The sequence below is a fragment of the Salinisphaera orenii subsp. orenii MK-B5 genome, assembly GCF_003788635.1.
In the GTDB taxonomy this organism is placed as follows: domain Bacteria; phylum Pseudomonadota; class Gammaproteobacteria; order Nevskiales; family Salinisphaeraceae; genus Salinisphaera; species Salinisphaera orenii.
On sequence record NZ_AYKH01000013.1, the window covers coordinates 19680 to 36761 of the forward strand.

Below are 17082 nucleotides of genomic sequence, written 5' to 3' on the forward strand. Positions count from 1 at the left end.
CGGGCCGGTCTCGGACGTCGTCGACCGCCGCGGTCGACGGTTGCGCCTTATTCCTCGCCGGCGAACACGCCGAGCAGCTGCAGGAGGCTGAGGAATAGGTTGTAGATGGTGACGAACAGCGTGACTGTCGCGGTGATGTAGTTGGTTTCGCCGCCGTGGACGATCTCGCCGGTCTGGTAGACGATCAGGCCGGCCATGAGCAGCACGAACAGCGCCGAGACCGCCATCGACAGCGCCGGGATCGAGAAGATCACCGCGATCAGGCCCATGACGAAGGCCACCATGATGCCCACGAAGAGCATGCCGGCCCACTGGTTGAAGCGGCGGCCGGAAGCCAGCGCATAGCCGGACATGCCGAGGAAGATCGCACCGGTGCCGCCCAGGGCCATCATCACGATCTCCCCGCCGTTCGAGAACTGCGTCAGATACATGTTGATGATCGGGCCGATCGTGTAGCCCATGAAGCCGGTCAGGGCGAACACGCTGACCAGGCCCATCGCGCTATCCTTGGTCTTCTCGACCGCGAACAGCAGGCCGAAATAGCCGACCAGCGTGATGATGATGCCCGGGTGCGGCGCGTTCAGCGCCATGGCCGTGCCGGCGACCGCTGCCGAGAACAGCAGCGTCATCGACAGCAGCATGTAGGTATTGCGCAGGACGCTGTTGGTGGCCAGCGCGGTCTGCGCTTTAGAGGTCTGTACAGTACGTTCCGCGGTCATGGAAGTTCTCGTGTAGATGACTGATTCCAAGGCTAGCACGGCAGTCGTGGCTTGAAATCTTTGGTTGGATGATGCAGTTAAAACGCCTCGCGCAGCGGCGCCTGCGCCGTGCCTCGCTCGCTTGGACCGCGGCCCTGGGGGCCATGTTCCCCATGGCTTTCGGCATGGTCGCCTGCGGCGGCGGCGCCGATGCCGGGGGCGGCGACTGGCCGGCGGCCGTCGGTGCCCCGGAGGCGTCGGCCCGGCCACTGCGCAGATTGGTCAACCCGGGTTTCACCGTCGGCTACGACACGAGGCGCGGCCGGGCCGCCTGGGTGGCCTATCGGGTGACCCCGGTGGGGCGCTACACGCACCGATCGCGGCCGGATTTCATCGCCGACCCGCGGCTGGACACGGCGCCGGAGACCCGTCGCTACGGGGCCGGTCGCTACGATCGTGGCCATCTCGCGCCGAACTACGCCATCGGCCAGCTATACGGCAACGACGCCCAGCGTGCGAGCTTCTATTACAGCAACGTCGTGCCGCAGCGGCCGCGGCTCAATCAGCTCGTCTGGCAGCGGCTCGAGGAGATCGAGACCGACGAGATCGCACCGGCCACGGTCACCCTGTGGGTGCTGGTCGGCCCCATCCCCGCCGCGTCGGACAACGCCGCGCCCGCCGGTTTTTATCGCATCTGGCTCGCCCGCGACGACGACGGCGCCTGGCGGGTGCTGGCCTTTCGCGTGCCGCAGAGCGTGCGCGGCGACGAGCGGCTGGATTCGTTCCTCGTCTCGGTGGATACGATCGAGGCCGAGACGGGGCTGGATTTCATGCCCGATCTGGCCGCAGACCGCGAACGCGCGCTCGAGGCGCGGCCCGCCGCGGCCGAGACCTTCGGCTTCGCCGCCCACGCCTGCCAGCCCGCGCGCTACGGCGAACGCTGGCAGGGCCGCGACGGTGTGCGCCTGCGCTACGATCGCTGCAGCGTGCCGACGCGGGATTGATCAGGCCGGTGCCGGCGGCGACGCTCGGCGGCCGATTCCCGGCCACCCACCGGTCGCGGTTGCGCTAAAGGCCGGGCGATGCGCGACGTTCCGCCCGGCAGTCGCGAGCGACGGACCGCGCATGCAGCCCGCGTCGTCGGTGTGCGGCGCCGTTTCAGTCTCTGTCCGTGTCGGGCGCATCGAAATCCGCCACGCGTTCCTCGTCGCCCTCGGCCAGAAGCTGATCGACGCGCAGTTCCGCATTCTTGAGCAGCGACTGGCACTGGCGGGCGAGCACCACGCCACGCTCGAACTGGGCGAGGGCGGTCTCCAGCGAGACCTCGCCGCTTTCCAGCGCCTCGACCAGCGCCTCGAGCTCGGCCACCGAGGATTCGAATTCGGCCAGTCGCGGCGCGTCGTCCTCGGTCGCGGGCGGGGTGGGCGTGTCGTCTTTTCGGGCCATGGCGGAACCGGTATCGATTGGGCCTGCGAAGTGTAACCGCGCGGCGAGACCGCGTCAGGCGTGTCTTGCCAGCCCTGCCGGTCTGGCTTACCGTGCCGCGCAACCGTTCCCGCCCGTTCTCCCGAGGAGTCGATGGCCAGTCGCTACGATGCCGCCGATATAGAAGTGCTGTCCGGCCTCGACCCGGTGCGCAAGCGTCCCGGCATGTTCACGGACACCGCCCGGCCGAACCATCTGGCCCAGGAGGTCATCGACAACAGCGTGGATGAGGCGCTGTCGGGGCATGCCAGGACCATCACCGTGACGCTGCATGCCGACGGCGCGCTGTCCGTGGTCGACGACGGCCGCGGCATGCCGGTGGATACCCACGGCCAGCACGGCGTCTCGGGTGTGGAGCTGATTCTCACGCGGCTGCACGCCGGTGGCAAGTTCTCCAGCAAGCAGTACCAGTTCTCCGGCGGCCTGCACGGCGTCGGCGTGTCGGTGGTCAACGCGCTGTCGACGGCGCTGGTGGTGCAGGTCTGGCGCGACGGCCGTCATTACGAGATGCGCTTCGCCGGCGGCGAGAAGGTCGCCGATCTGACCGAAATCGGCCAGTGCGCGAAGACCCGGACCGGGACGATGCTGCGGTTCACCCCGGACGAAAGCTATTTCGACAGCCCGCGGTTTGCCACCGGCCGGCTCAAGCATCTGCTGCGGGCCAAGGCCGTGCTGTGCCCGAACCTCAAGGTGCGCTTCGTCGACGAGGCCGGCGAGGAGGACATCGTCTGGCAGTACGCCGACGGCCTGGCCGACTACATGGCCGATGCGCTGGACGGGGTCGAGACGCTGATCGCGCCGGCGTTCACCGGCGGCGAGAGCGAGGACACGCAGACCGTGGACTGGTCGCTGACCTGGCTGGCTCCGGATCAGCCGGGCGTGGACGGCGTCGCCGAGAGCTACGTCAACCTGATTCCGACCGCGGCCGGGGGCACCCACGTCAACGGCCTGCGCTCCGGCCTGACCGAGGCCGTGCGCGAGTTCTGTGAATTCCGCAATCTGCTGCCGCGCGGCGTCAAGATCGCGCCGGAGGACGTCTGGTCGGGCTGCGCCTTCGTGCTCTCGGTGAAGATGAACGAGCCGCAGTTCTCCGGCCAGACCAAGGAGCGGCTGTCCTCGCGCGATATCAGCGGCTTCGTCTCCGGGGCAGTCAAGGACGCCTTCTCGCTGTGGCTCAACCGGCACGCCGAGACCGGCGAGGCGCTGGCACAACAGATCATCGGCAACGCCCAGGCCCGCGCCCGATCCGCCAAGAAGGTCAAGCGCAAGCGCGTGACCGCCGGGCCGGCGCTGCCCGGCAAGCTCACCGACTGCGTGACCGACGATCCGTCGCGCTCGGAGCTGTTCCTGGTGGAGGGCGATTCGGCCGGCGGTTCGGCCAAGCAGGCCCGCGATCGCAACTTCCAGGCGGTGATGCCGCTCCGAGGCAAGATCCTCAACGCCTGGGAGGTCGATGCCGCCGACATCATGGCCTCCAACGAGATTCACGACATCTCCGTGGCGCTGGGCATGGACCCCGGCAGCAACAATCTCGAACGGCTGCGCTATCACAAGATCTGCATCCTCGCCGATGCCGATTCGGACGGCCTGCATATCGCGACGCTCCTGTGTGCGCTGTTCGTCAAGCATTTCCGCGCGCTGGTGGCCAACGGGCACGTGTTCGTGGCGATGCCGCCGCTGTTTCGCATCGATGCCGGCAAGGAGGTCTTCTACGCGCTGGACCGCGACGAGCGCGACGCCATCGTCAAGCGGCTGGAGAACGAGAAAAAACAGCGCAAGATCGGCGTCACCCGCTTCAAGGGCCTCGGCGAGATGAGCGCGCTGCAGCTGCGCGAGACCACCATGGCGCCGGACACCCGGCGCCTGGTCCAGCTCGGCATCGAGCCCTCCGACGAGGCGAGCGCCAGCGTCGACGAACTGCTCGACATGCTGCTGGCGAAAAAACGCGCCGCCGACCGCCGCGACTGGCTCGAGGCCCGCGGCCACGAAGCCGAAGTCCAGTAACCGGATCCCAGACTCATGGCCACCCCTTTCGAACACGACAGCGAGCGCCTGCCGCTGAACACCTTCGCCGAGAAGGCCTATCTCGACTATGCGATGTACGTCATCCTCGACCGGGCGCTGCCGCATGTCGGCGACGGTCTGAAGCCGGTCCAGCGGCGCATCGTCTACGCCATGTCCGAGCTCGGCCTGTCGGCCGCCTCGAAGCCGAAGAAGGCCGCGCGCACGGTCGGCGACGTCATCGGCAAGTTCCATCCGCACGGCGATTCGGCCTGCTACGAAGCCATGGTGATCATGGCCCAGCCGTTCACCTATCGCTATCCGCTGGTCGACGGGCAGGGCAACTGGGGCACCGCCGACGACCCGAAATCGTTCGCGGCGATGCGCTATACCGAATCCCGGCTGACCGCCTATGCGGCCACGCTGCTCTCCGAGCTCGGCCAGGGCACGGTCGACTGGCAGCCCAATTTCGACGGCACGCTCGACGAGCCGGTCACGCTGCCGGCCCGCCTGCCCAACGTGCTGCTCAACGGCGGCACCGGCATCGCGGTCGGCATGGCCACCGACATCCCGCCGCACAACATCCGTGAGGTGGCCGCGGCGACCACCCATCTGCTGGAACACCCCGACGCCGACGTCGACGCGCTGATTGCGCATATGCCGGCGCCGGACTTCCCGACCGGCGCCGAGATCATCACCCCGGCCGCCGAGATCCGGAATCTCTACGCCACCGGCAACGGCGTGATCCGTCTGCGCGCGACCTACACGGTCGAGGCCGGCGAGGTGGTGATCGACGCGCTGCCGTATCAGACCTCCGGCGCCCGGGTGCTCGAGCAGATCGCGGCCCAGATGGCTTCGAAGAAACTGCCGATGGTCTCGGACCTGCGCGACGAATCCGACCACGAGAACCCGACCCGGCTGGTGATCGTGCCGCGCAGCAACCGCGTGGACATCGACGCCCTGATGGCGCATCTGTTCGCCACCACCGGGCTCGAGAAGAACGTGCGCGTGAATCTCAACGTCATCGGTCTGGACGGCGCGCCCCGGGTCAAGAACCTGCGCGATCTGCTGTCGGAATGGCTGACCTATCGCACCACCACGGTCACGCGGCGCCTGGAACACCGGCTGGACGCGGTCACCGACCGCCTGCATATCCTCGAAGGACTGCTGGTCGCGTACCTGAACATCGACGAGGTCATCCACATCATTCGCACCGAGGACGAGCCCAAGCCGGTGATGATGGAGCGCTTCTCGATCACCGACGTCCAGGCCGACGCCATCCTCAACCTGCGTCTGCGCCACCTCATGAAGCTCGAGGAGTTCAAGATCCGCGGCGAGCAGGACGAGCTGGAGGCGGAACGCCAGTGGCTGGAGGCCACGCTCGGCTCGAAGGAAAAGCTCAACCGGCTGATCGCCGACGAGATCGCCGCCGACGCCGAGCAGTACGGCGACGAACGGCGCAGCCGCCTGGTCGAGCGCGGCCAGGCCCGGGCCCTGTCCGAGGCCGATCTGCTGCCGAGCGAGCCGATCACCGTCGTGCTTTCGCGCGAGGGCTGGATCCGCGCCGCCAAGGGCCACGACGTCGACGCGCCGGGGCTGAACTTCCGCAGCGGCGACGACTACCTCGCGCACGCCCCGGGGCGCACCAACGACACGCTGATCGTGCTCGATTCGACCGGGCGCAGCTACAGCCTGGCCGCGCACAAGCTGCCCTCGGCCCGCGGCCAGGGCGAGCCGCTCACCGGCAGCCTGAGCCCGGCGGACGGGGCGCGCTTCGTCGGCGTGGCCCTGGGCGACGAAACGCTGCGATGCGTGCTGGCGAGCACCGCCGGCAACGGCTTCGCGACCACCCTCGGCGAACTGGCCAGCCGCCAGAAGTCCGGCAAGGCCACGATCACGCCGGGCCGGGGCGCCGTGGCGCTGGCGCCCACCCTCGTTGCGGCCGCCGACGCCGAGGTCTGCGTGGTCACCAGCGCCGGCCAGCTGCTGTGCCTGGCCATCGAGGAGTTGCCCGTGCTGGCCAAGGGCAAGGGCAACAAGCTGATCGCGCTGAAAGGCGACGAATCGGTCGTGGCGGTGCAGGCGATCGCGGCCGAGGCGACGCTGCTGCTCTACAGCGGCAAGCGCCACATGGCGCTGAAGTCCGGCGAGCGCGACCCCTATCGCGGGCCGCGCGCCTCGCGCGGGCGGAAACTGCCCCGCGGCTACACCCAGGTCCAGGCGCTCGCGGTGGCTGCCGGCAAACCGGCGTCGTGATACCGACGAACCGCTGACCCGCGGTCTTCAGGGTCGGCCGCGGTTGCCACGCCGCACGTGCGTTCGAACCGGTGTCGGTGCCCGGGCAAGTGCCGACGGGCCGCACGCCGGATAACGCGTGGTCCTCGTCACCGCCCGGGGCCGTCCCGCGAACATCGCGGCGTCGGCCGCCGTCGCTTTCGGGCCGGTCGTCAGATGGCTTCCATCGCAGCCGGCGGGGACGATCCGAGCGCGCCGGATCGCGCGTGGTGCGCGGCCCGGCACGGCGTCGTTGCCGGGGCTGCCGCCAGCCGGGCGTTCGCCCGCTCAGCGCAGACGGTTCTCGGTGTGGGCGAGCGCCTCGGTGTCCGGCTCCTGGATGAAGTGGCCCTGCACATAGTTCACGCCGGCCTGCCACAGCCGGGCCATGCTGTTGGCGTCCTCGATCTGTTCGGCGATCAGCGGGATCCGGCGTTCACGTGCATTGGCGATGATCGCGCCGAGCTGGCCATCCTCGTTGCCGCCGAGGACCTGCCGGGCGAAATCCGGGGCCAGCTTGATGAATGCGGCCGGGAGGTTGTCCAGCACCTGGATCGCCTTGGGCGTGCTGCCGTAATGGGTGAGGGCGACGCGAAAGCCGTCTTCGTCGAGGGTGCGGGCGAGGGCGCGGGCCGCATGCGTCTGTGCGCGGACGTCGTCCTCGCGCAGGCTGAGGATCAGCTGGTGCCGCGGGATGGCGCGTTCGCGCACCGCCTCTCGGAGGGCGGCCACGAACGCATCGGCGTCCGATAGCGTGGCTGCCGAGAGTTTGACGAAAAGCGTGATGTGGGCGTCCTTGGCCCGCTGCTGGTCGATGACCGCGATCGCGCGGCGCGCGACCCAGCGATCGATCTCGGGCATCAGGCCCGCCTGTTCCGCAGCGCCCAGAAATTCGCCCGGCCGCACCAGCGCGCCGCGATCGTCGACATAGCGCAGCAGACAGTCGAAATAGGGCTGGCTGTCGCCGGCCAGGCTGGTGATGCCCTGATAGGCCAGGCTGAAGCGATCGCGAACCAGCGCCTGCTGCAGCCGCGGTACCCACTGCTCGGCGTCGGCTGCCGGATCGGCCTGCTCCGCCTCCGAGGTTTCGCAGGCGCGGCAGGCGTTGCCGCCCTCGGCGCGCAGGTCGTAGGCGGCGTCCATGACCATGCGCAGCCGCTGATCGGCGCTGTGCGCACCGCCCGCGACCAGGGGAATGTGGGCGACGCTGGCGGACAGCGTCGCGCTGTGGCGTTCGTCGCCGAAGATCTCCTCGGAGAGCATCTGGTGAAGGCGTTCTGCGCTCTCGGCGATCTCGCGGCTCGAATGCCGTTCGACGAGCAGCACGTATTCACCCGCGCCGAAGCGGAACACGCGATCCTCGCCGCGCAGGTTCTCCAGCAGGAACAGGCCCAGCTCCTGCAGGACGAGGTCGCTCTGGGCCAGACCCATACGATCCTGCAGCGTGGAGATCCCGTCGGTGGCCACGAATATCAGGCCGGGGACGCGCTCCGGACTGCGCGCGTCGGTGTGGGCAAGTACCTTGTGCAGGGCCATGCGGCCGTCGTGCAGCGGTCGTTGTGGCGCGTTCGCGATGGGCGCGCGCCCCTGATCGGAGGCCTGGAACACGGCGCTCACGCGCTGGCGGCCGCCGGATTCGTCCACGCCGGGCTGGAACAGTGCCCGCACCGGCTGGCGCCGGCCTTCGCGCGTGGCGAGATCGAACACCATCGACGTGTCGGTGTGCTCGCGCGCGACCTGGGCGATGGCCTCCTCGACCCGGCCGCGTTCGTGCTCGGCGACCGCGTCGAGCAGATCGAGGCCGTTCGCGTCGGCGACGTCCGCCAGCCCCAGCAGCCGGGCGAACGCCGGGCTCGCGTCCACGATACGGCCGTCGATGAGGCTCGCCCGGGCGTCCTCGCCCTGGCTGAGAAGCACGTCCAGCCGGCGCTGCGAGTGCACCAGGCGCTGGCCGAGATCGTGGCGTGCCAAGCGGCTGTGGCCGATCTCCATCGCCTGCGCGACGCGCCGATTCAGCGTCGACGCGTCGTCGAGCGGACACAGATCCCAGGCGCCTTCGGCCACGGCCTGTACCGCATCGAGACCCGCCTCGGCCGTGACGAACAGCAGTATCGGGGCGTCGCCGGCGAGATTGCGCAACAGCGCCAGCGCCCGGCGGGCGCTGTCTGTTTCGGCCGGGCAGACGAGGCCGTAGAGCGCGATCGTGCCCACCTGCTCGGGCGAGACGACGTTGGCCGGATCGCTGGCATGGATCAGTTCGCAATCATGCGGCTGCGCCGATAACGCCGCGCGCACGGCTTCGATCGCGTCCTGTTCGCGACCGATCACGACTGCCTTGAGAGTTTCCGGCGTCGCCTCGGACGTGGCCGCGGCGCTCGCCTGTGCCTGATTCAAGCCTGAGTCCCCCTGTTTGCTTGCGTCCAGCCTAACGTCCCGGCGCCGTGGTCGCGCGTACGCTCTTGGCCGCCGCGCCGGGGGTCTCGCGCGCGAGCCGCGGCACGAGATAGCCCGGCAGGCGGGCGGCGAGCTGCTGCATGATGCCGTCGGCCCGGCGTTCGTCGACCTCGAAGTGCGCCGTCCCGGCGACCCGATCCAGCAGATGAAGATAGTACGGCATCACGCCGGCGGCGAAGAGTTTTTCGCTGAGCGCGGCGAGCGCGTCGGGGCTGTCGTTGACGCCGGCCAGCAGCACCGCCTGATTGAGCAGGGTGGCACCGGTGGCGCGCAGCGCCGCGAGCGCCCGGCAGACATCGTCGGAGAGTTCGTTGGCGTGGTTGGCATGGACGACGATGACCACCTGCTGGCGGCGCGCGGCGAGCCAGTCGATGAACCCGGCGTCGATGCGCTCGGGCAGCACGATGGCGGTCCGTGTGTGCAGCCGCAGCCGGCTTACGTGGTCGATGCGGTCGAGGCCCTCGCCGAGTGCCGCCAGGCGCGGGTTGCTCAGCGACAGCGGATCGCCGCCGGAGAGGATGACCTCGCGAATGCTCGGGTCGGCGTCGATGCGGGCCAGGGCGGCGTCGGCGTGGGCGCCGCCGGCGTGCTGGCCGGCATAGTCGAAATGACGCCGGAAGCAGTAGCGACAATGCACCGCGCAGGCGCCGGTGGTGATCAGCAGCGCCCGGCCGTGGTACTTGTGCAGCACGCCGTCGCCGGCGGCACTCGCGTTGTCGCCGACGGCATCCCAGTCGAAACCGGGGACCTCGGCGTGCTCGTCGGCGACCGGCAGGACCTGGCGCAGCAGCGGATCGTGCGGGTCGCGCCGGCGCATCCGGGCGAGATAGCCGCGCGGCACGCGCAGGCCGAACAGCGCCGTCGCCGAGCGGGCGGCGGCGCGACCCTCGGCGGGCAGTTCGAGTGCGTCATACAGAGTGTCGACGTCGGTGACGGCCTCGCGCATCGCCTGCTGCCAGCGGGGCGCGCTTTGCGATAGACTGACGCGCTTTCGCGCGGCGGCGCTCGAGGGCTCGGCGGGCGCGTGTTCCATGCCCTCCAGTCTAGAGTGCGGCGCCTCGCGCGCCAACACGCCGCTGGCTCGACCGATCCGGAAGTTTTTCTATGGCGCAGTTCAACACCAATCAGTTCAAGGGCGGTCTCAAGATCATTCTCGACGGTGATCCCTACACCATCGTCGAGAACGAGTTCGTCAAGCCGGGCAAGGGGCAGGCGTTCAATCGCGTCAAGGTGCGCAACCTCAAGACCAATCGTACGGTCGAGCGGACCTTCAAGTCGGGCGACTCGGTCGAGGCCGCCGACGTGTTCAATCTCGATCTGCAGTATCTGTATCAGGACGACGAGTTCTATCACTTCATGGAGCCGAACTCGTTCGAGCAGTATCAGGCCAGCGAGGCCGCGGTCGGCGACGCCGCGAAATGGCTCAAGCCCCAGGACCACTGTGATGTGACGCTGTGGAACGGCGTACCGCTGCAGGTCGATGCGCCGAACTTTGTCACCCTGGCGGTCACCGAGACCGATCCGGGGGTGCGCGGCAACACCTCCAGCGGCGGCACCAAGCCGGCGACGCTGGAGACCGGCGCGGTGGTGCAGGTGCCGCTGTTCATCGAGGAGGGCGAGGTGCTGCGCGTGGACACCCGCAAGGGCGAATACGTCTCCCGCGCCAGCGAGGGCTGACGGGCCCGGCCGCCGCGCGTTGACCGACGAGGCGCCGAGCTGGCGGCCGAGCGCGACCCGCGAGACGCTGGCGCGGCGTGCGGCGCTGTTCGCCGACGTCCGCCGTTTCATGGCCGAACGCGGCGTGATGGAGGTCGATACCGGCGTGATCGGCCGCGCGCCGCCCGCCGAACGCGGGCTGGATGCGTTGTCGGTCGCGGGCGCGGGGTGGCTGGCCCCTTCGCCTGAACACGCGCTCAAGCGTCTGCTGGCCGCCGGCAGCGGCGCGATCTACCAGCTTGGCCACGTCTTCCGCGCCGGCGAGTCCGGCCGCTGGCACAACCCCGAATTCTGCATGCTGGAGTGGTATCGCCCCGGCGCCAGGATGGCCGACGTCGTCGAGGAGACCGCCGCGCTGCTGGCCGCGGTGGCGGGTACGTCCGTGGTCGAGCGGGTCCGCTATCGCGACGTCTTTCGCGAGCACGTCGGCCTCGATCCGCTCGCGGCCGGGCCCGCGGCGCTCGCCCGGGCCGCGGACGAACGCGGCGTCGCCCCGCCCGGGGCGCCGGCCGACAGCCGCGTCTTCTGGCTCGATCTGCTCATGAGCGTCGTGGTGCAGCCGCGACTCGGCCGGAACGGGCCGGTCTGTGTCAGCGGCTTTCCGGCCGACGATGCCGTGCTCGTGGAGATCGAACCGGCGGACGCGCGGATCAGCCGTCGGTTCGAGATCTACTGGCAGGGCGTCGAGCTCGCCAACGGCGCCCAGGAATTGACCGATCCGGAGCGCGCGCGTGCGGCCATGGCCCGTGAAAACGAGGCACGCGAAGCCGCCGGGGCGGCGCCGGTGCCCACCGACACGGCGCTGCTCGCAGCGATGGATCACGGCCTGCCCGCCAGCGCAGGCGTGGCGCTCGGCGTGGACCGGCTGCTCGCGCTCATGCTCGGCCACGACGGCATCGGCGCGGTGCTGCCGTTCGCCTGGGCGCGTCGCTGACGCCGCGTATCCGGCCAGCCGAGCACGGTCGAAACGTCTCGAGCCAGCGCGCCGAGCTGCGCGCTTGCGCCCGTGGCGGCCAGCCGGGCGCGCTCAGGCGCCGGTGCCGAGCCGGCCGATGGGTGTGCCCAACCGCAGGGACCGGCCGGCGGCGAGGGTGTTCGGCCATTCGAGGGCGCCGGGGCCGAACAGGAGAATGACGCTGGAGCCGATGGCGAAACGGCCCATCTCTTCGCCGCGCGCGTGGTAGGCGGCGTCGATGTCGCGTTCGGCGACGGGCTGGCGGTGCGGCGCGCGCCGATGGGGCGGACAGATCGTGCCGGCCCAGCGGGTCTCGATGCCGCCGACGATGAAGGCGCCGACCATGATCAGCGCCATGGGCCCGACCGCGGTGTCGAACAGGGTCACCAGGCGTTCGTTGCGGCTGAACAGGCGCGGGATGGCGCGCACGCAGCGCGGATTGACGCCGAACAGCCGCCCCGGCACGTAGCGCATGTCGCGCACGCAGCCGTCGAGCGGCATGTGCACCCGATGATAGTCGTGGGGCGCGAGATAGAAGGTGGCATAACGCCCGCCGAGGAAGGCGGCGGCCCAGCCCTCGTCGCCGCCCATCAGAGTCTGGAGGTCGTAGGTCATGCCCTTGGTCTGGCAGATCGTGCCCCGGTGGGCCTCGCCGCAGGCCCCGAGCGTGCCGTCGACCGGCGAGACGACGGTCTCCGGATCGCTCGGCAGCGGGCGCTGCCCGGGCGCCAGCGCGCGGGTGAAGAATGCGTTGAAGGACGGGTAGGCCTGCGGGTCGGGTTCCTCGGCCTCGGTCATGTCGATCGCCGGGTACAGACGCAGGAAGCCCGCGATCAGCGCGCGCCGCAGCCAGCCGGCGCGGGCCCCGGCCAGCGTGTGGGCGCCGCGCGAGATCAGCCGGGTGGGCAGCAGCCAGAACAGGGCGGCGAAAAGCCGGTCGGCGTGGCTCGCCGGCGTGCGTTCGGACATGGGCATGCGAGGTTGGCAACGGGCAGCGCAAGCCTAGCGCCCGGCGGCCGTCACGCAAAGCAGGGCCGGTGGTTTATCCTAGTCGCGCCCGCACCGGCGCCGGCCGCAACGGCGGGAGCCGGCGGACGGGCCCGCCTGACACCAACCGACAGATCGACGGGCACGGTCGCCCGGGTATCCGACATATGAGCCACGACAGCGCCCCGGACATCACCGCCACGCTCACGCGTGTGCTCGACTATATCCGCTGGGGTGCATCGCGCTTCGCCGCGGCCGGGCTCGCCTTCGGCCACGGCAGCGACAATCCCGTGGACGAGGCCGCGCATCTGGTGCTGGACGCGCTCGGACTCGATCACAGCCTCCCGGATGCCTATCTCGAGGCCACGCTGACGCCGGCCGAGCGCGAGACCGTGCGCGCGACCATCGAGCGGCGCATCGACACGCGGCTGCCCGCGGCCTATCTGACCGGCAAGGCCTGGTTCGCCGGGCTCGAGTTCTTCGTCGACGAACGCGTGATCGTGCCGCGCTCGCCGATCGCGGAGCTCGTCGAGAACGCCTTCCAGCCCTGGCTCGGCCATCGGGAGCCGCTGGCGATCCTGGATCTGTGCACCGGCAGCGGCGCGATCGCGATCGCCTGCGCGCTGGCGTTTCCGGAGGCGCGGGTGGTCGCCACCGATGCCAGCGCCGACGCGCTGGACGTGGCCCGGATCAACAGCGACAAGCACGACATCGGGCCGCAGGTGGAATACGTCGAGGCGGATCTGTTCGACGGTCTACCGGCCGAGCGCTTCGACCTGATCGTGACCAACCCGCCCTATGTCAGCCAGGCCGAGTGGGCCGGGCTGGCGCCCGAGTATCGGCACGAACCGGGTTTCGCCTTCCACGGCGACAGCGACGATCTGTCGCTGGTCACCCGTCTGCTGTTCGCGGCCCCCGACTATCTCGTCGAGGACGGCCTGCTGGTGCTCGAGGTCGGCTACAGCGCGTTCGCGCTCGAGCAGCGTCACCCGGATCTGCCCATCACCTGGGTCGATCTCGAGCGCGGCGGGCTCGGCGTGGGCGTGCTCGAAGCGGAGGATCTGGCGGCCTGGGTCGCCGCACAGCAGCAGGAGCGTCACTGATGGCGGGCAACACCTGGGGACAGGCCTTCACCGTGACCTCCTTCGGCGAGAGCCACGGCCCGGCGATCGGCTGCGTGGTCGACGGCTGCCCGCCGGGCATCGCGATCGACGAGGCGCTGCTGCAGACCGATCTCGACCGGCGCAAGCCCGGGACGTCGCGCTACGTGACCCAGCGCCGCGAGGGCGACGAGGCGCGCATCGTCTCCGGCGTGTTCGAGGGCGTGACCACGGGCACGCCGATCGCGGTGATCATCGAGAACACCGATCAGCGCTCGCGCGACTATTCCAAGATCAAGGACGTGTTCCGGCCCAACCACGCGGACTACGCCTACCTGCAGAAATACGGCGTGCGCGACTATCGCGGCGGCGGCCGTTCGTCGGCCCGCGAGACCGCCGTGCGGGTGGCCGCGGGTGCGATCGCACGCCGGGTGCTCGCTGAGCGCTTCGGCGTGCGTATCCAGGGCTATCTGGCTCAGATGGGCCCGATCCGGCTGGCCTGCGAGGACCTGGATGCCGCCAATACGAACCCGTTCTTCTGCGCCGAGCCCGCACGCCTGGGCGAACTCGAGGACTACATCAACGCCCTGCGACGCGACGGCGACTCCATTGGTGCGCGCATCGACGTCGTCGCCGCCGGCGTGCCGCCGGGCTGGGGTGAACCCGTCTTCGACCGCCTCGATGCGGATATCGCCAAGGCGCTGATGAGTATCAACGCGGTCAAGGGCGTGGAGATCGGCGACGGTTTCGGCGTGGTCGAGACGCGCGGCTCCGAGCACCGCGACGAGATGGCGCCGACCGGCTTCCGGAGCAACCACTCCGGCGGGATTCAGGGCGGCATCTCCAGTGGCCAGACGATCCGCGCCAGCATGGCGCTGAAGCCGACTTCGAGCATCGTCATCCCCGGGGACACCATCGACACCCGCGGCCAGGCCACGCAGATGCGCACCACCGGCCGCCACGATCCCTGTGTGGGTCTGCGTGCCGCCCCGATCGCCGAGGCCATGCTCGCGATCGTGCTGCTGGACCACGCGCTGCGCCACCGCGGCCAGAACGCCGACGTCGACAGCGGCCTGCCGCCGATCGGAGGCGAGCCCGGCGGCTGAACCGCTCGCCTCGCGCCGCTCGTGTCGGGCATAGTGATGCCGGTGTGCAGCGACGACGGGGGATCGATTGATAACAAAAGGATTTGTGCGAACACGGCGGTTCGCTCTGGCCGCGCTCACGGCCGCCGGCGTGTCTATCGCGCATGCCGACATGCAGGCCGCCCGACAAGCGCTGTCGGAAGGCGACTACGCCCAGGCCGTCGAGCAGCTCGAGGCCGTGCTCGCAGAGCGGCCCGACGACAGCAAGGCGCGGTTTCTCAAGGGGTTGGCACTGGCCCGTAGCGGCGACACGCAGGCCGCGATATCGGTGTTCGAGCGTCTCACCGGGCAGCGCCCGGATATGGCCGAGGCCTGGAACAATCTGGGCGTGCTGCGGGCCCGCCGGGGCTCGCTTACCGGTGCGCGCGACGCGCTCCAGCGCGCCATCCGGATTGATCCAAAACATGGTCCGGCCCAGGAGAATCTCGGCGACATCTACGTAGCACTAGCGCGCGAGGCCTACGGCCGCGCGGGCGATCTGGAGGAGGACAACGCCATCGCCCGCGCCAAGCGCGAGCAGCTCGCCGCCTTCATCGACAACGCCGGCGGCAGCGGAATCGGCGCAGCGGACACGTCAGGCGATGCCGACGCCGGCGCGAACACGAGCGCGGCGGACGGCGATAGCGCCGATCGCGCCCTCGTGGATGCGGACACGCCGGCCGCGGCCGTTCAGCGCTGGGCCGACGCCTGGTCGGCGCAGGACGTGGCCGCCTATCTCGGGGTCTACGCCGAGGATTTCGTGCCGGCCGAGGCGGACAGCCGTGCCGCCTGGGCTGCCGAACGCCGCGAACGCGTGTCCTCGCCGGCGCGGATCGAGGTGAGTCTCGGCGATACGCGCATCGAGCGCCGCGGCGATCAGGCGCTGGCCCGCTTCGAGCAGCGCTATCGCTCCGATACCTATCAGGACGTCGAGGCCAAGGCGCTGCTGCTGACCGAGACCGATGACGGCTGGCGGATCCTGCGCGAAGGCGCGCCCGACACGGTCGATTTCACGGCCGCGGGCGACACCGCGCCCACGGGTGATGGCGACCCGGCCCGGGCCTCGGCCGATGCGGTGGCTGCAGATGTGCGCGCTGCGCTCGAGAATTGGGCCGAGGCGTGGTCCGATCAGGATGTGCAGGGCTATCTCGACGCCTACAGCGACAACTTCGAGCCCGCCGGCGACCGGAGCCGGGCGGCCTGGGCTGAGACGCGGCGCGAGCGCGTGCAATCGCCGGACTGGATTCGTGTCGAACTCGACGATATCCGGGTGACGCGCGGTGCCGACGGGGCGGTGAAAGCCCGTTTCGAGCAGCACTACGAGTCGGAGGGCTATTCGGATCGCGAGCGCAAGCAGGTGACCCTCGAACGCGAGAACGGCGGCTGGCGCATCATTCGCGAGAGCTGAACGGGGCGTCGCCGCGCTCGTCCTCGAGCAGGGCGAGCAGGCGTGCGGCGGCGTTGGACAGACTGCGCTGCGGGTGCCGGACCGCGCCCAGCCGCCGGTGCAGGGCCAGCCCCGGCAGCTCGAGACGCACGAGTTCGGGATGCGCCATGGACGCCGGCAGCACGGTCCAGCCGATGCCGACGCCGGCCAGCATGCGCAGCGTCTCCAGGTAGTGGCTGGTCATGCGCGGGGCCACCGCTACGTCGTGGGCCGCCAGCGCCGATTCGATGATGGCGTAGGTGTAGCTGTCGACCGGCGGCAGGATCGCGGCATGCGCGGCCAGGTCCGCGACGTCGACCGCCGTGCGCTGCGCCAGGGCGTGGTCGCGGCCGACGAACACGCGCATGGGGTCGTCCCAGATCGCGTGTTCGGTGAGCACGGGATGGGGCGACGTCGGCAGGGTGATCACCGCGAGCTCGCGGGTGCCGTTGGCCACCGCCCGGCAGGCGGTCTCCGAATCCATGAACAGAATCTGCGGTTCCACGTCCGGATAGCGGCGGACGTAGGTGCGCAGCACCGCCGGCATGCGGTGCAGGCCCACATGGTGCGAGAGCGCCAGCCGGAGCGGGCCGGCGACGCGGCCGCCGAGATTGTCGAGGGCACGCTGGCCGTCGGTGAGCACGGCCAGCAGCTCACGAGCATGCGGCAGGTAGGCGCGCCCGGCCTCGGTGAGGGCGACCCCGCGTCCGACCCGGTCGAACAGGGGATGGCCGAGCCGCTCCTCGAGATTGGCCAGGCGCTTGCTGATCGCCGGCTGGCTCAGGTGCAGCGTCCGCGCCGCGGCCTGGAACGAGCCCTGTTCGCAGATGGTGACGAAGGCGCGGATGGATTCGGTCTGCAT

General features: G+C 70.1%; 14 protein-coding genes. 8 read left to right on the top strand and 6 right to left on the bottom strand.

All coding sequences use genetic code 11. The features are described from left to right. Positions 1–47: 47 nt before the first annotated feature. Complete coding sequence (locus SAOR_RS08470) at positions 48–719, bottom strand: Bax inhibitor-1/YccA family protein (protein ID WP_123631039.1); 672 nt, start codon at positions 717–719, stop codon at positions 48–50. A gap of 71 nt (positions 720–790) precedes the next feature. Here SAOR_RS08470 and SAOR_RS08475 point away from each other — a divergent pair, with 71 nt between their 5' ends. Further along, positions 791–1702, top strand: coding sequence for a DNA/RNA non-specific endonuclease (locus SAOR_RS08475; RefSeq protein ID WP_185015603.1), 912 nt, complete (start codon positions 791–793; stop codon positions 1700–1702). Between the two features lie 154 nt (positions 1703–1856). Here the strand turns inward: SAOR_RS08475 and SAOR_RS08480 are convergent, their stop codons facing one another. Then, positions 1857–2144, bottom strand: a complete 288-nt coding sequence (locus tag SAOR_RS08480; protein WP_123631041.1) for an exodeoxyribonuclease VII small subunit — start codon at positions 2142–2144, stop codon at positions 1857–1859. A 132-nt stretch (positions 2145–2276) separates the two neighbouring features. On the opposite strand from SAOR_RS08480, the gene parE reads away from it, so the two are divergent. Both parE and parC read left to right on the top strand, forming a co-directional pair. Then, positions 2277–4187 carry a DNA topoisomerase IV subunit B gene (parE, locus tag SAOR_RS08485; RefSeq protein WP_123631042.1) on the top strand — a complete coding sequence of 637 codons (1911 nt, stop codon included), beginning with the start codon at positions 2277–2279 and terminating at the stop codon, positions 4185–4187. A gap of 15 nt (positions 4188–4202) precedes the next feature. Then, the gene (parC, locus tag SAOR_RS08490; RefSeq protein ID WP_123631043.1) at positions 4203–6440 is read left to right on the top strand and encodes a DNA topoisomerase IV subunit A; all 2238 of its coding nucleotides are present in this window, start codon (positions 4203–4205) and stop codon (positions 6438–6440) included. A 306-nt stretch (positions 6441–6746) separates the two neighbouring features. On the opposite strand, the gene SAOR_RS08495 is transcribed toward parC, so the two are convergent. Then, positions 6747–8852, bottom strand: coding sequence for an EAL domain-containing protein (locus SAOR_RS08495; protein ID WP_123631044.1), 2106 nt, complete (start codon positions 8850–8852; stop codon positions 6747–6749). Between the two features lie 31 nt (positions 8853–8883). After that, positions 8884–9945: an EF-P beta-lysylation protein EpmB gene (epmB, locus tag SAOR_RS08500; RefSeq protein ID WP_123631045.1), complete on the bottom strand. Its 1062-nt coding sequence runs from the start codon at positions 9943–9945 to the stop codon at positions 8884–8886. A 71-nt stretch (positions 9946–10016) separates the two neighbouring features. Here epmB and efp point away from each other — a divergent pair, with 71 nt between their 5' ends. Beyond that, positions 10017–10589, top strand: a complete 573-nt coding sequence (gene efp, locus SAOR_RS08505) for an elongation factor P (protein WP_123631046.1) — start codon at positions 10017–10019, stop codon at positions 10587–10589. Between the two features lie 19 nt (positions 10590–10608). After that, positions 10609–11562, top strand: coding sequence for an EF-P lysine aminoacylase EpmA (epmA, locus tag SAOR_RS08510; protein ID WP_123631047.1), 954 nt, complete (start codon positions 10609–10611; stop codon positions 11560–11562). Between the two features lie 93 nt (positions 11563–11655). Here epmA and asd read toward each other — a convergent pair whose 3' ends face one another. Next, the gene (gene asd / locus SAOR_RS08515) at positions 11656–12552 is read right to left on the bottom strand and encodes an archaetidylserine decarboxylase (RefSeq protein WP_123631048.1); all 897 of its coding nucleotides are present in this window, start codon (positions 12550–12552) and stop codon (positions 11656–11658) included. A 185-nt stretch (positions 12553–12737) separates the two neighbouring features. Between asd and prmB the strand changes: the two genes are divergently transcribed. From prmB to SAOR_RS08530, 3 genes are all read left to right on the top strand, one after another. Then, complete coding sequence (gene prmB / locus SAOR_RS08520) at positions 12738–13673, top strand: 50S ribosomal protein L3 N(5)-glutamine methyltransferase (protein ID WP_123631049.1); 936 nt, start codon at positions 12738–12740, stop codon at positions 13671–13673. Next, positions 13673–14776 carry a chorismate synthase gene (gene aroC / locus SAOR_RS08525; RefSeq protein WP_123631050.1) on the top strand — a complete coding sequence of 368 codons (1104 nt, stop codon included), beginning with the start codon at positions 13673–13675 and terminating at the stop codon, positions 14774–14776. Before prmB ends, aroC begins: the two co-directional genes overlap by 1 nt. Before the next feature lie 130 nt (positions 14777–14906). Further along, entirely contained in the window at positions 14907–16202 is a 1296-nt protein-coding gene (locus SAOR_RS08530) for a L,D-transpeptidase Cds6 family protein (RefSeq protein ID WP_123631051.1), read from the top strand. Here the strand turns inward: SAOR_RS08530 and SAOR_RS08535 are convergent. Beyond that, positions 16186–17082 (bottom strand): LysR family transcriptional regulator, encoded by an 897-nt coding sequence (locus SAOR_RS08535; RefSeq protein WP_123631052.1) that lies wholly within the window; start codon positions 17080–17082, stop codon positions 16186–16188. The two genes, SAOR_RS08530 and SAOR_RS08535, sit on opposite strands and share 17 nt — an antisense overlap.